Origin of the sequence: Affinundibacterium seohonense, from assembly GCF_014284305.1 — a bacterium.
GTDB classification, from domain to species: Bacteria; Pseudomonadota; Gammaproteobacteria; order Burkholderiales; family Burkholderiaceae_D; genus Undibacterium; species Undibacterium seohonense.
This window is the reverse complement of the sequence record NZ_JACOFW010000034.1, coordinates 23,363-36,698: the sequence shown is the minus strand read 5'-3', so window position 1 is coordinate 36,698 and position 13,336 is coordinate 23,363. Positions and strand designations below refer to the sequence as shown.

17 protein-coding genes are annotated in these 13,336 nt (G+C 44.5%); 15 read left to right on the top strand and 2 right to left on the bottom strand.

Annotation, left to right across the window (positions count from 1 at the left end; translation table 11 throughout):
* The 3 genes from H8K52_RS21105 to H8K52_RS19245 form a co-directional block, all read left to right on the top strand.
* Nucleotides 1-212, top strand: a 212-nt coding sequence (locus H8K52_RS21105) for a hypothetical protein (protein WP_222613849.1), incomplete at its 5' end; no start/stop codon positions are given.
* A 130-nt stretch (nucleotides 213-342) separates the two neighbouring features.
* Nucleotides 343-1,287, top strand: a complete 945-nt coding sequence (locus H8K52_RS19250) for an ATP-binding cassette domain-containing protein (protein ID WP_186924538.1) — start codon at nucleotides 343-345, stop codon at nucleotides 1,285-1,287.
* Nucleotides 1,284-2,018, top strand: coding sequence for an ABC transporter permease (locus tag H8K52_RS19245; RefSeq protein ID WP_186924537.1), 735 nt, complete (start codon nucleotides 1,284-1,286; stop codon nucleotides 2,016-2,018). The genes H8K52_RS19250 and H8K52_RS19245 overlap by 4 nt, the downstream gene beginning before the upstream one ends.
* A 72-nt stretch (nucleotides 2,019-2,090) precedes the next feature.
* On the opposite strand, the gene H8K52_RS19240 is transcribed toward H8K52_RS19245, so the two are convergent.
* Nucleotides 2,091-2,840 carry an SAM-dependent methyltransferase gene (locus H8K52_RS19240; RefSeq protein ID WP_186924536.1) on the bottom strand — a complete coding sequence of 250 codons (750 nt, stop codon included), beginning with the start codon at nucleotides 2,838-2,840 and terminating at the stop codon, nucleotides 2,091-2,093.
* Nucleotides 2,841-2,881: 41 nt separating this feature from the next.
* Complete coding sequence (locus H8K52_RS19235; RefSeq protein ID WP_186924535.1) at nucleotides 2,882-3,493, bottom strand: Maf family nucleotide pyrophosphatase; 612 nt, start codon at nucleotides 3,491-3,493, stop codon at nucleotides 2,882-2,884.
* A 147-nt stretch (nucleotides 3,494-3,640) separates the two neighbouring features.
* Between H8K52_RS19235 and H8K52_RS19230 the strand changes: the two genes are divergently transcribed.
* The 12 genes from H8K52_RS19230 to H8K52_RS19175 all read left to right on the top strand — a co-directional run bounded on the left by H8K52_RS19230 (nucleotide 3,641) and on the right by H8K52_RS19175 (nucleotide 13,333).
* Nucleotides 3,641-4,174, top strand: a complete 534-nt coding sequence (locus H8K52_RS19230; RefSeq protein WP_186924534.1) for a YceD family protein — start codon at nucleotides 3,641-3,643, stop codon at nucleotides 4,172-4,174.
* Nucleotides 4,175-4,323: 149 nt separating this feature from the next.
* Complete coding sequence (gene rpmF, locus H8K52_RS19225; RefSeq protein ID WP_162018712.1) at nucleotides 4,324-4,506, top strand: 50S ribosomal protein L32; 183 nt, start codon at nucleotides 4,324-4,326, stop codon at nucleotides 4,504-4,506.
* Between the two features lie 209 nt (nucleotides 4,507-4,715).
* Nucleotides 4,716-5,783 carry a phosphate acyltransferase PlsX gene (gene plsX, locus H8K52_RS19220; RefSeq protein ID WP_186924533.1) on the top strand — a complete coding sequence of 356 codons (1,068 nt, stop codon included), beginning with the start codon at nucleotides 4,716-4,718 and terminating at the stop codon, nucleotides 5,781-5,783.
* Nucleotides 5,784-5,798: 15 nt separating this feature from the next.
* Nucleotides 5,799-6,785, top strand: coding sequence for a beta-ketoacyl-ACP synthase III (locus H8K52_RS19215; protein ID WP_186924532.1), 987 nt, complete (start codon nucleotides 5,799-5,801; stop codon nucleotides 6,783-6,785).
* 50 nt (nucleotides 6,786-6,835) lie between these two features.
* Entirely contained in the window at nucleotides 6,836-7,780 is a 945-nt protein-coding gene (gene fabD / locus H8K52_RS19210; protein WP_186924531.1) for an ACP S-malonyltransferase, read from the top strand.
* A 103-nt stretch (nucleotides 7,781-7,883) separates the two neighbouring features.
* Nucleotides 7,884-8,636: a 3-oxoacyl-ACP reductase FabG gene (fabG, locus tag H8K52_RS19205; protein WP_186924530.1), complete on the top strand. Its 753-nt coding sequence runs from the start codon at nucleotides 7,884-7,886 to the stop codon at nucleotides 8,634-8,636.
* Nucleotides 8,637-8,767: 131 nt separating this feature from the next.
* Nucleotides 8,768-9,007 (top strand): acyl carrier protein, encoded by a 240-nt coding sequence (acpP, locus tag H8K52_RS19200; RefSeq protein ID WP_186889650.1) that lies wholly within the window; start codon nucleotides 8,768-8,770, stop codon nucleotides 9,005-9,007.
* 38 nt (nucleotides 9,008-9,045) lie between these two features.
* Nucleotides 9,046-10,287: a beta-ketoacyl-ACP synthase II gene (fabF, locus tag H8K52_RS19195; RefSeq protein ID WP_186924529.1), complete on the top strand. Its 1,242-nt coding sequence runs from the start codon at nucleotides 9,046-9,048 to the stop codon at nucleotides 10,285-10,287.
* Nucleotides 10,288-10,382: 95 nt separating this feature from the next.
* A complete protein-coding gene (locus H8K52_RS21830) occupies nucleotides 10,383-10,874 on the top strand; it encodes a protein YgfX (protein WP_343044258.1) in 492 nt (163 codons plus the stop codon).
* Between the two features lie 91 nt (nucleotides 10,875-10,965).
* Nucleotides 10,966-11,568 carry an RNA polymerase sigma factor RpoE gene (gene rpoE, locus H8K52_RS19185; RefSeq protein ID WP_186924527.1) on the top strand — a complete coding sequence of 201 codons (603 nt, stop codon included), beginning with the start codon at nucleotides 10,966-10,968 and terminating at the stop codon, nucleotides 11,566-11,568.
* A gap of 84 nt (nucleotides 11,569-11,652) precedes the next feature.
* Nucleotides 11,653-12,327 carry a sigma-E factor negative regulatory protein gene (locus H8K52_RS19180; RefSeq protein WP_186924526.1) on the top strand — a complete coding sequence of 225 codons (675 nt, stop codon included), beginning with the start codon at nucleotides 11,653-11,655 and terminating at the stop codon, nucleotides 12,325-12,327.
* Between the two features lie 4 nt (nucleotides 12,328-12,331).
* A complete protein-coding gene (locus H8K52_RS19175; protein WP_246464703.1) occupies nucleotides 12,332-13,333 on the top strand; it encodes a MucB/RseB C-terminal domain-containing protein in 1,002 nt (333 codons plus the stop codon).
* Nucleotides 13,334-13,336 lie beyond the last annotated feature (3 nt).

Sequence of the window (13,336 nt, the reverse complement as noted above, 5' to 3'; positions counted from 1 at the left end):
GAACCAGTTGTTCCAAGGTGACCATTTCTAATTCGTGTTGGAAAGGTGTCGGTGTTTTTAGCATGCCGCTATTAAACCAAAAGGCCTCGCACTTGGCGAGGCCTTTTGGGGTTTGTCAGCAGTCTGAAGCCGCTCTCACCAGCGGCTTTTTTATTGCCCAGTTGTTGCTCTCTTTTATTGCTCACTACTTAGTTAATTGTTGCTCATATTAATTATAATTTTTGCTTTGTACCTAAATATCTGACTTTCATCCAGATTTTGCGAAGTTTGATCGCGTGCTCCTATGTTGATGTGATTTAAGTTTCTATTATTTATGCTTGAAGTAATTTTGGGAGAACTCGTATGCAAAAGTTGGCAATACAGATGACGGGCGTAGTGAAACGTTTTAAGCAGCATGAGGTGCTGAAAGGCTTGAACTTGGCCGTACCCGAACGGAGTATTTTTGCGTTCTTGGGTAATAACGGTGAGGGCAAGTCGACGGCAATTCGCTTGATGCTGGGTCTGTTGCACCCAGATCAGGGAACTATTCAAATTCTTGGCCGGGACATTGCAAGAGAACGTAAATACATATTGCAGCAAACTGGCTGTTTGGTTGAGGCACCTAGTGCGTATCCGAATCTGACAGCGCGGGAATTTTTACGTATTGCATGCACATTAAAAGCTTTACCGCGCAGTGAAATTGATCGTGTTTTGGAAATCGTCGGATTGACTGCGGACGGTCGGCGTCGAATTGCGCAATTTTCACTAGGAATGAAGCAGCGCCTGGCATTGGCACATGCCTTGGTTGGCTCACCAAAACTGCTGATTTTAGATGAGCCGGGCAATGGACTTGATCCAGTGGGAATGCAGGAGATTCGTGGTTTGATTGCTAGCCTTCCTAATGCGAGTAATTGTACGGTGCTGATTTCTAGCCATCAGCTTGATGAGGTTGAAAAAATCGCGACACATGTAGCGCTCTTGAAAGAAGGCCGTGTGCAATTTCAGTCTGAGATGGCCACTCTCTACGCACAGCAAGACGGTTATTTGACTTTGACCGTTGACGATGCCGTGTCGGCCCAACGTGTGTTAATAGAAACGCTATTGGATCAGGTTTTTGATGTGACGATTACTAGCGCGCAATCTTTGCGTGTGGACCGCATTCCCCAGGAGTTAGCTTACAGAGTCAATGCCTGTTTGATCAAGGCAGATCTGCGTTTGCATCAGTCTATATTTGAAAAGCCAACGCTAGAGCAATGGTTTCATCAAACCACACAGGAAGTTCAATTTACACCGAGGAGAGCCGCATGATTTTTAAATTGCTGCAACTAGAGATCTTGAAAGTACGCCGATCTTTGGCGCTATTGATGATGTTGTTGTGTCCTTTGATGGTGGCGGTCTTAGGCTTTTTTATCCTGTTAAAAACGCATAAAAATGGACCAATTCGTTGGGATATGTACTGGGCAGGAAACACCGCAATTTGGGGTTACTTCATGCTACCTTTATTTATTGCGCTGGCAACGGGCTTATTGAACGGTAATGAGCATAGAAATGCGACTTGGCGTTTGATGCTGACGCTACCTATTACGGCACGTCAGCTATTTCTGGCTAAATGTGTTTTAGCGGTGCTTTTTGTTGTGGGGGCAAATGTAGCACTATTTGCCCAGGTCGCTTTGAGCATATGTATTTTTGGATTGTTGGGATTTTCTACTGAACAGGCTTTTCAGTATGATTTTGTTCGTAGTTTTCTTCTTGCCACTGTATGTAGTATGCCTATCGTCATGGTGCAACATTGGATTAGTTGGCGCGTGCAAAATATTGTTGCGCCTTTGGCGGTCGGCGTGGTCGCCACGATGGGAATTATGCAGATCGGACAGTCGAAAGATTGGGTGTATTACCCATGGGCTTATGTGATGACGGCTCTCAATGGTACCGCACCTGATATCGCGGTCCGGGCGACGACACTTGCATGTTTAGTCGCTGGTGTGATGTTGCTAGTTGCGACGTATTGGGTGGGTCGTAAAGGTACAGAGTTTCAGTGATAATTTGGCAAAAAAAAGAGGGTGATGTGTATCTCCCTCTTTTTTTTGCGTCCAATGAGATTAATTTAGAACTCAGGAAAGAAACAGAAACACGGTAGGCTTTTTGTGGAAATCAGGTGCCGCGCTCGCTTGCAAAAGTTTTTTCCATTCGCCTGCGGTTTTTGTTTGTATTGATTCGCTTGGTAAGCTTAAATCTGTCGCGATGCAGATCAAAGTTTGCATCTGACAATTTGTTGCGAGGGCTTCTAGCATAGCTGCATTTCGGTAGGGTGTTTCTATCAACATTTGCGTTTGCTTTTCTTTGCGCGAACGATCTTCTAATTCTTTGATGCGTTTAGCTCGTTGCGCAGCATCAGTTGGCAGGTAGCCGTGAAAAGCGAAACTTTGACCATTTAAGCCACTGCCCATCAGCGCTAATAGTAAAGAAGAGGGACCAACCAAAGGGCGTACTGTGATTTTGTGTTGATGCGCCAGTCGTACTAAATTGGCGCCGGGATCCGCTACCGCAGGAACGCCTGCTTCGGAAATGAGGCCAACGTCGTGGCCTGCTAGTAAAGGACTGAGCAAGCTTTGTAAGGCAGCTTCTGGTGTGTTGACATTTAATTCGGCAATCTGCATTTCTTGTATCGTCTTCGCCAGCGGATGATATTGCGCTAAAGTTTTTAAATAAGCGCGTGTCGTTTTGGCGTTTTCAGCGACAAAGTAATGCAATTGCGCGCTCATTGCTTGCACTGTTTCAGGAATGATATGCGCTAGTACGTTGCTTTGCGATGCTTCGATTTGGCCGAGTGTGTTGGGAATTAAGTAAAGTGTGCCTGACATATTAAGCCTTAGTTTTTTTGATGAGTGTTTTTTCTTGAGAACTAGCTGAAAAAAGAGACGCCTAGCTTGCGTAGCATGCTGGTCAACGTGATCAAAGGCAATCCCGTCAATGCGGTCGGATCGTCGCTGTTTATCGCTTCTAAAATGGTAATCCCTAAGCCCTCGTTTTTTGCGCTGCCAGCGCAATCGTAAGGTTGTTCTATGCGCAGATAGGCATCTAACTCGACATCACTCAAATTGCGAAAACGCACGAGTGTCTGACAATTTTGAATTTGCAAGATATTCGAGGTATCTTCTGCTTGTTGGTGTAGTACACATAGTGCTGTGTGAAAAATAACCTCACGTCCACGCATCATTTGTAATTGCTGTAGCGCGCGTTCGTGAACGCCAGGCTTACCAATTTGTAGTCCGTCTAAAGTTGCAACTTGGTCGGAGCCTATAATAATCGCTGCTGGATACAACTTTGCGATGGCTTCCGCCTTTTTTTGCGCAAGTCGCAAGGCAGTTTGTTCCGGCGCTTCGTGGTTCAATGGATTTTCGTTAATGTCAGGCGAGATCGCGAGAAATGGTAACCGTAAACGTTGAAATAAGTCTTTACGGTATGCTGAACTGGAGGCGAGTATAATTTGCGCCGAGGATGATTTTTCTGGCATTGTTAGTATCTTTTTTATATGAATTCTACAATTCTTGCTGATTTTATGGGGTTTTTCCCCACCTACACGCCCTCTAAATGCGCTAAGGCTTTGACTAATAAGGTGTAATCCTGTTATTATCGCAGGTTTTCTGGGTCTAGAAATCCTATGCAAGCATTTGTCATCGACGCTTTTACGTTTTGTCAGCATCGCGAACAACGTGAAGGTAGTACAAAAATTGCCGAATTTTCGCGCTTGTCCGTGGAGTGCGCAAATGGTGATGGCATATTGAACTGGTCTTTGCAGGGTGGTGTAAATCAATTGGGTTTTCCTCAATTGACACTGACTGTTAATGGACAGCTTCAATTAATGTGCCAGCGTTGCTTAACGTCTTACGATTTCGCAATAGATTCACAAGCAGAATTAATTCTCGCCAAAGACGATGATCATGCCGACGAAATTGAAAGCATGCTCGACGATGACGAGATTGATGTAGTAGTAGGCAGCAAAGCATTCAACGTCATGGATTTGATCGAGGATGAAGCGTTGCTGGCAATACCCCAATCGCCCAAACATGCAGTATGCCCTGATGTAGTTGGTTCATTCAATCAATCAGAGGCAGCGAACGATGTAAATGCGGTAGATACAGCGAGCACAAGTACTAAAGTGTCTCCATTCGCTGTGCTGAAGAAGTTGCAATGAAAAGTAAGTGGGCGTACCTAGTGGCATTATTCTGAAAAAAACACTCAGGTCGAAGTATTGTTAGGGATTCTTGAGCGGCAAAAAAGATTTGATTGTCGATTCAAGTGTGTTAAATTTTAGAAACATTTTTTGAAGTATTAGGAGTTATCATGGCCGTTCAGCAAAACAAAAAATCACCATCCAAACGTGGTATGCACCGTTCACACGATTTCTTGACTGCACCGCAGTTAGGTATCGAGCCAACAACAGGTGAAACACATCTGCGTCACCACATCAGCCCAAATGGCTTTTATCGTGGTCGTAAAGTATTGAAAACTAAGAACGACGAGTAATTTGTTCTTAGCGATAAAGCGGCGTTGCGAGTCTCGTACTTGACGCCGCTTTTTTTTATTCTAAAAAATGTTCAAAACCAGCTTTTGTTTTTGTCCATATTCATCTTTCACTTTTTTTCTTCGGGCTTAAATCGCACTTAAAGTGGGTGATTGTTTGCCTCATTCTTGATAAGATTAGCCTCTTGAAGTGAAAAAATAGTAACAAATACATGACAATAAAAATTTCAATTGATTGCATGGGTGGTGATTTTGGCCCGTCAGTCACTGTAGCGGCAGCAGTTTCATTTGCGAATCGCGAGCCTGATGTTGAATTTGTTTTGGTGGGACAGGAAACTGTCTTGCAAGCAGAATTAAAAAAATTAGGCGCGTTAAGCCATCCACGATTGTCGATTGTGCATGCGAGTGAAATGGTAGAGATGGATGATCCCATCGAAATCGCATTGCGCAGAAAAAAAGATTCTTCCATGCGTGTCGCCCTCAATCAAGTAAAAGAAGGGCAGGCGCAAGCTTGTGTTTCCGCTGGCAATACCGGCGCTTTGATGGCGGTGTCGCGTTATGTTCTCAAAACTATGCCTGGCGTTGACCGTCCTGCGATTTGTAGCATATTGCCGAATCAGAAAAAACTCCCAACTTACATGCTCGATCTTGGCGCGAATGTCGATTGCGAACCTGTGCATTTGCATCAATTTGCGATTATGGGCTCAGCACTGGTTGCTGCACTTGAGAATAAGCCGCGCCCAACAATTGGTTTGCTCAATGTTGGCGAAGAAGATATTAAAGGTAACGATGTTGTGAAACGCACGGCGCAATTATTGCGTGCGGATCATGACCGCGGCCTATTGAATTTTTACGGCAATGTGGAAGGCAATGATATCTTCAAGGGTACGACCGACATCGTGGTGTGTGATGGATTTGTTGGTAACGTTACCTTGAAAGCGATAGAGGGATTAGGGCGTTTTGTTAAAACCACGATGACGGATGCGTTTAAGAGTAATCCTTTGAATATTCTTGGGGCATTAATTGCACGTGGTGCTTTAAATAGAATTTCAAAGACAATGAATCCATCAAACTACAACGGTGGAAGTTTGCTTGGCTTGCGTGGTGTAGTTATTAAAAGCCATGGCGGTGCCGACAAATATAGTTACGAGTGGGCAATACAACGTGCATTCGATGCAGTAAAAAATGATGTGCTTGCGCGCATCACAACATCCTTGGCGGAATTAATGCCAGTGCCCGCAGAGGCAAGTACAACTAGTTCCGGTTCGACTGAACAATAATACAGATAAAGACGCATGACTTTCTATAGCAAAATTATAGGCACAGGAAGCTACCTGCCACCGAGAAAAGTAACAAATCAAGAATTAGCGGAACAATTAGCTGCAAAGGGCATTGAAACTTCCGATGAGTGGATCGTGTCGCGCAGTGGGATTTCGGCGCGTCATTATGCCGAGCCTAATGTTATGTCGAGTGATATGGCAGTTGAGGCGGCAAAGCGCGCACTTGAAGCCGCTGGTTTGCAGGCAAATGATATTGATCTTATTATTTTGGCGACCTCGACTCCAGATTTTTTTGGTGGATTTCCAAGTACGGCTTGCGTCGTACAAAATAAATTGGGCATTACCAACGGCGCTGCGGCGGTTGATGTGCAGGCCGTTTGTAGTGGGTTTATTTATGCGATGGCGATGGCCGATAGTATGATCAAATCCGGCTCACATAAGAAAGCACTTATTATCGGCGCTGAAGTATTCTCGCGCATTCTCAATTTTGAAGATCGTACGACCTGTGTGTTGTTCGGCGATGGCGCTGGCGCTATCGTGATGGCGCAATCAGATGAGCCAGGTGTTTTGGCGACAAAATTGCATGCGGATGGTAGTCATGGACATATTCTTTGTGTACCAGGAAGTGTTAATGCTGGCGTGATTGCTGGTAGTGCGTTTCTGTATATGGATGGTCAGGCGGTCTTCAAATTGGCTGTTAACGTATTGGAAAAGGTTGCTAACGAAGCCTTGGAAATCGCTGGTATGGATGCGAGTCAAATTGACTGGCTAATTCCGCATCAAGCTAATATCCGTATTATGCAAAGCACTGCAAAAAAATTGAAATTGCCTTTAGAGAAGGTCGTCGTCACGGTGGATCAGCATGGCAATACTTCGGCTGCTTCCATCCCCTTAGCTTTGGATGCCGCGGTGCGTGATGGTCGCGTAAAAAAAGGCCAAATTGTGATGTTGGAAGGTGTTGGTGGTGGCTTCACGTGGGGTGCCGCTTTGGTTAAGATGTAATGCTGATGGCATTGTTGTTCTCTTTTAAAAATTCGTAGAGTGAAAATATTATGGCGCAATTTGCATTTGTATTTCCCGGTCAAGGTTCGCAAGCCATTGGCATGTTAAATGGCTTTGTAGGAAATCCCGTTGTGCAAGACACAATTGCAGAAGCATCAGATGCTTTGCAGATGGATTTAGGGAAATTGATTTCCGAAGGCCCGAAGGAAGATTTAGATTTAACGACGAATACCCAACCAGTGATGTTGACTGCAGCGGTCGCCACTTATCGCGCTTGGATTGCCGCTGGTGGCAAACAGCCATCGATTGTTGCTGGTCATAGCTTGGGTGAATATTCGGCCCTAGTTGCTGCTGGTGTGATCGCATTTAAAGATGCAGTGCCTTTGGTACGCTTTCGTGCGCAGGCTATGCAAAGTGCGGTGCCGGTCGGCCAGGGCGGTATGGCGGCTATTTTAGGTTTGAGTGATGCTGACGTGATTGCTGCTTGCGTAGAAGCAGCTGCGGCCACATCTGAAGTTGTGGAGGCAGTTAACTTTAATGCGCCAGCGCAGGTGGTGATCGCAGGTAGTAAGGCTGCGGTTGAGCGTGCTTGTGAGCTGGCTAAAGCAAAAGGTGCAAAACGTGCGTTGCCATTGCCGGTTTCAGCGCCTTTCCATTCTTCTTTATTGAAACCCGCTTCAGATCAATTGCGTGAGTATTTGGCGAATGTGTCATTTTCCGCGCCAGCGATTGCATTAATTAATAACGTTGATGTCGCGATTGTCACTGACCCTGCTTTGATTAAAGACGCACTGGTGCGTCAAGCCGCAAGTCCGGTACGTTGGGTCGAAACGGTGAATGCGATCGCTGCCTCTGGCGTCACGCAATTGATCGAATGTGGTCCAGGTAAGGTGTTGGCAGGTTTGACTAAGCGTATCAATAGTGACTTGGTGGGAGATGCAATCTACGATCAAGAAACGCTGGAGAAAGTATTGACATCCTTGGGTTCAAATTGAGCTTCAACTAAGTTCGAACAAAGCTCGAAAGAAAAAATAAACGATTAAATAACAAATTGCGACGGGCGGGTAGCTGCCAAGTCTGACAAGATAGTGAGGGAATATGACGCAACAATTAGTCAATCAAGTAGCATTAGTAACGGGTGCTTCTCGCGGAATCGGTAAAGCAATCGCGATTGCTTTGGCGCAGGCAGGCGCAAAGGTAATCGGCACTGCAACTTCCGAGTCAGGAGCTCAGGCGATTACTGCTTATCTGCAGGAAGTGAATCCTGATGCCGGTAAGGGCGTGGCATTTAATGTCAACGACGTAGAGCGTTGTAGCTCATTGGTTGATGAAATTCAAAAAGAATTCGGTTCTTTGTCTATCTTGGTAAATAACGCTGGCATCACGCAAGATCAATTGGCTATGCGTATGAAAGAGGATGATTGGGATAGTGTTATTTCCACTAATTTGAATTCTGTTGCGCGTTTATCTCGCGCGGTCTTGCGCGGCATGATGAAAGCGAAACACGGTCGTATTATCAATATTACTTCCGTGGTCGGCTCTTCTGGCAATCCAGGCCAAATGAATTATGCTGCCGCAAAAGCGGGTGTGGCTGGCATGAGTCGCGCTCTTGCCTTAGAAATTGGTAGTCGCAATATTACCGTCAATTGCATAGCGCCTGGCTTTATTGATACGGATATGACCAAGGCGTTGACCAACGATCAAAAAGCAGCGATTCTCAGTCAAATCCCTATGGGGAAACTAGGACAGCCGGAAGATATCGCGGCGGCAACGGTATTTTTAGCCTCGTCACAGGCGGGTTATGTCACAGGAACAACGATACACGTTAACGGTGGCATGTATTTGTGTTAATATAGTTGTTGTAAATTAAGCGAATTTCGCTGAAATTGGGCGGAGTTGGCAGTGCAGCATCTAAAAATGCTCTTTTCGCGCGCAAACCTGATAAAATGCGCGCACTTTCTGTAACCACTAATGGAGACCACATGTCTGATATCGAACAACGCGTTAGAAAAATCGTCGCTGAACAATTAGGCGTCGCTGAAGCTGACATCAAAATTGAATCTTCCTTCGTAGATGATTTGGGCGCAGACTCACTCGACACAGTTGAGTTGGTCATGGCTTTGGAAGACGAGTTCGAAATGGAAATCCCTGACGAACAAGCAGAAAAAATCACGACGGTTAAACAAGCAATCGACTACGCAACTGCGCACGTCAAAGCTTAATTCTGTCGGATTTGCTTTATTAATTCCAGGAGAGACGCTTGAGCCTTACGAGTAAACGTCGAGTTGTAATTACTGGCCTTGGTTGTGTGTCTCCTGTCGGCAATAACATTGCCGACACATGGGCAGCCATCCTCGCTGGTAAATCTGGTATTGCCACAATCACCAAATTTGATGCGACACCATTCACTACCCATTTTGCTGGGGAAGTGAAGGGTTTTAATATCGAAGACTATATTCCGGCCAAAGAAGCACGCAATATGGATACCTTTATCCATTTTGGTATTGCGGCTGGTATGCAGGCTTTTCAAGACAGTGGCATCAATGTGACTGAAGAAAATGCTGAGCGTATTGGTGTGATTGTTGGTTCGGGTATTGGTGGCTTGCCATTGATTGAAGAAACTAAGGAAGTTTTAATTGCGCGTGGACCACGCCGTATTACGCCTTTCTTTGTGCCAGCATCTATCATCAATATGATTTCAGGTAATTTGTCGATCAAATATGGATTGAAAGGTCCTAATTTGGCGATTGTTACTGCTTGCACCACAGGTTTACATTGCATCGGTAATGCTGCTCGTATGATTGAATACGGTGACGCGGATGTGATGATTGCTGGTGGTGCAGAATCAACGATTTCTCCCTTAGGCTTAGGTGGCTTTGCTTCAGCCCGTGCCTTGTCTTCTCGCAATGACGATCCTTTAACGGCTTCGCGTCCTTGGGATAAAGACCGTGATGGTTTTGTCTTGGGTGAAGGTGCAGGTGTCATGGTGCTGGAAGAGTACGAACACGCGAAAGCTCGTGGTGCCAAGATTTATGCAGAAGTGTTGGGCTTTGGTATGAGCGGTGACGCTTACCATATAACGACACCGACCGTTGATGGCCCACGTCGCAGTATGGTCAATGCATTGAAAAATGCGGGATTGAATACGGAACAAATTAGCTACTTGAATGCGCATGGGACCTCTACACCTTTGGGTGATAAGAACGAAACCGACGCCATTAAAGCAGCTTTCGGCGATCATGCCTACAAGATGACGATCAATTCGACTAAGTCGATGACCGGCCATTTGTTGGGTGGTGCTGGTGGTTTGGAATCTGTTTTATCCGTATTGGCTGTGCATAATCAAGTTTCGCCACCGACGATCAATATCATTAATCAAGATCCAGAATGCGATCTCGATTATTGTGCGAATACGGCACGTGAAATGAACATTCAATATGCAATGAAAAACTCATTCGGTTTTGGCGGTACGAATGGGACTTTGATTTTTGGTAAAGTTTAAACTCGGAAGTCATAAGTTCTTTGTAAATTCTGAAAAACACCACATAGATTATGTGGTGTTTTTTTTTGATCAAACAGTTTCGTGATAATTAGTCGATGAGTCTGTCAATTTCTCTGTTAGTGAAGCCTTCACGCTATTTGCTATTGTTGCCGATGGTAATTTTCGTCTTCGCTTTTTCAAGCTTGATTTTTGTTGCCTCATACTATTTTCCTTCCTTGATCTTTTTTTGTTTTGTTGTAACTGTTTTTGTTGTCGCGATATTCCTATTTCGCAGCCTAATATGTTCGAGTTTGCAAAGTTTTCGAATGGAGATTGATGTCGATGGTGGGGTTGTTATTCGTGAACTTGATGTGAATTTCAAAGTCACCAATTCCAAATCGGCTTTTTTGACTTCTCCAATTACTGTTTGGCCTCAGTTGATCGTGTTGAACATCATTGAAGATAATGAAAAGCCTCGAACAATATTGATTACATTAGATGCTGTCGGAGCTGAGGGCTTTCGTCAGTTGAAAGTCGTCGCCTTATTTTGGGCGCGACGAATGCAGCATGCAGAAAGCGTGAATCATTTGTCCGACGGGAACTTTTGATCGTCTTTAACGTCTACTAGTGAGTAACTGTAAAATCAAGTAAGTTTCTTCTCAAAATAAAATAAGAATTCAGCAAAATGGGAATGTTTGTGTGACGAGCGAACGCGATATAGATCAACTTTTGGTTGAGCGCGTTCAGCGTGGTGATAAAAAGGCATTTGAGCTTTTGGTTTCTAAATATCAGAGGAAACTGTTTCGGCTCGTGTCTCGACTCGTCCATGATCATGCAGAGGCGGAGGACGTGGTACAGGAAGCGTTCATTAAAGCATATAGAGCTCTCGCCAACTTTCGTGGAGACTCCGCCTTTTATACATGGCTTTATCGAATCGGAATTAATACAGCGAAAAATTATTTGGTAACCCAGGGACGTCGCGCCCCGACTTCGACTGATGCCGATGTCAGTGAGGCAGAAACTTTTAATGACGCTGATGGACTAAGAGATATTAATACCCCAGAGTCTTTGTTGGCGAGTAAACAAATTGCAGCGACAGTCAATGCGGTAATGCTGTCGTTACCGGAAGAATTGCGCAATGCAATTACCTTGCGCGAAATTGAAGGTTTAAGTTATGACGAAATAGCTGAAGTGATGCACTGTCCGATCGGCACCGTGCGGAGTCGAATCTTTCGGGCACGTGAAGCCATTGCAGAAAAATTGCGTCCTCTGATAGGTACGGCAATTGATCAACGTTGGTGATGTTAAATACAAATAAGAGTAAAAATTCGGCAATAGAATTTAGTCGAAGTCAAAAAATAAATGAAGTTAAACCGGGAAGAAGCGATGAATACGAGTAATCATGATCAACTTATCTCTAATGTTATGGATGGCGAGATGTCGGAGAGCCAACTTGATGAGTTATTGATACGATTAAAAGGTGAAGAGGGTGGGCAGTTAAAGAAGTCTTGGGAGCAATATCACGAATTCGGTGATATTTTGCATTCAGACGACTTAGCCGTAAGCTTTAGTCCTGAGTTTTCTAGTAAGTTTGAAGCCTTGTTAGCCGCGGAGCCAATTGTTCTTGCGCCAAAAAATTCCGTTGGTAAGCTGGATATGAAGTCTGAAGCGGGAACAAGAAAATCAGCTTATTGGGCGATGACAAGTGTTGCTGCAACCATCATTTTGGGATTTTTGATGGCACCACAAATCATTCCATTGCTAAATCATGGCGGAGCATCTGATATGTCGATTGCCAAGACCGAGCAACCTGACTCGTTTGCAGTGTCTGGCGTCAAATTGGCATCGAATGCGAATTCGTCAGCTAGTGCTTCTGTGAATACTAATCCTGGTAAAGACGCAGAGTTCGCATCAAAATTAGAAAACCAAGTTGAAATGTTACGAGACCCTAGGCTGGATAGTTATTTATTGGCTCACCAGAAAGTTTCTCCAAGTTTTGATAGCGGCGCACGCTTTATACAACGTGCGAATGTCGTTTCTTCGCCTGACTCTAAAAAATAATTTTATGTGGTATCGAACCATTTCTCTGATTATTGCGAGTTTCATGCTGATGTCGGCATCAGGAGCTGTCTGTGCGCAAGTAAACCTTGAGCGCGATTTATTAAAGATGCTCAAACAAGTGCAGAGTGCGGCGAAAAAAACGAGCTATTCTGGTACTTTTGTGTACCAGCAGGGAAATCAAATCCGCACCTCGAAAATAACACATGGATTTGACGCTGAAGTTGAAGTTGAGAAATTGGAAATACTTGATGGCAAACCTCGCGAATACATACGCCGCAATGGTGAAGTGACTTGCTATCTACCTGAAAATAAACTAATTCAAGTCGAGAAAAATCTGGCGCAAGAAGAATTTCCGGCGTTGTTGAATCAAAATGTGCATTTGTTGCCTGAGTCTTATTTTGTAAAGAAAGCGCAAATGAGCCGCGTCGCCGGCTTGGAATGCCAAGTATTGAGTTTGCAGCCCAAAGACAGTTTGCGCTTTGGCTTTCGCCTTTGTGTAGAAAAAAATTCTGGTTTGTTGTTGGGGATTCAGACCTTGAATCCACAAAATGAAGTGATTGAGCAAATCGCATTCACCCAGGTCGCTCTTGGCGAAGTTGATAAAAATAAGTTGAAGCCAAGTTTTACCAATGTGGCTCAATGGAAGACCGAGAACATGACGGTGCAGGCCAATGTGAATTCTGGTTGGATAGTGAAAAATTTACCAGCTGGATTTAAAAAGACACTTGAAACTAAACGATTCATTCCTATCTCAGGAACCGTATCTGGTACAGATGCAAGTCAAGCGAAATTACATCAAGTTGTGCAGCTTATGTTTTCAGACGGCTTGTCGACAATTTCAGTCTTCGTTGAGCCGAATACTGGTGGTCGCACCGAAGGTAGTCTGCAACAAGGGGCAATGACGATTTCTGGAAAAGCGCTTGGCGATAGTTGGTTGACTGTGGTCGGGGAAGTGCCAAATGCTGCGATTAAACAAGTGATCAATTCCATACAATTTAAAAAATAGCTT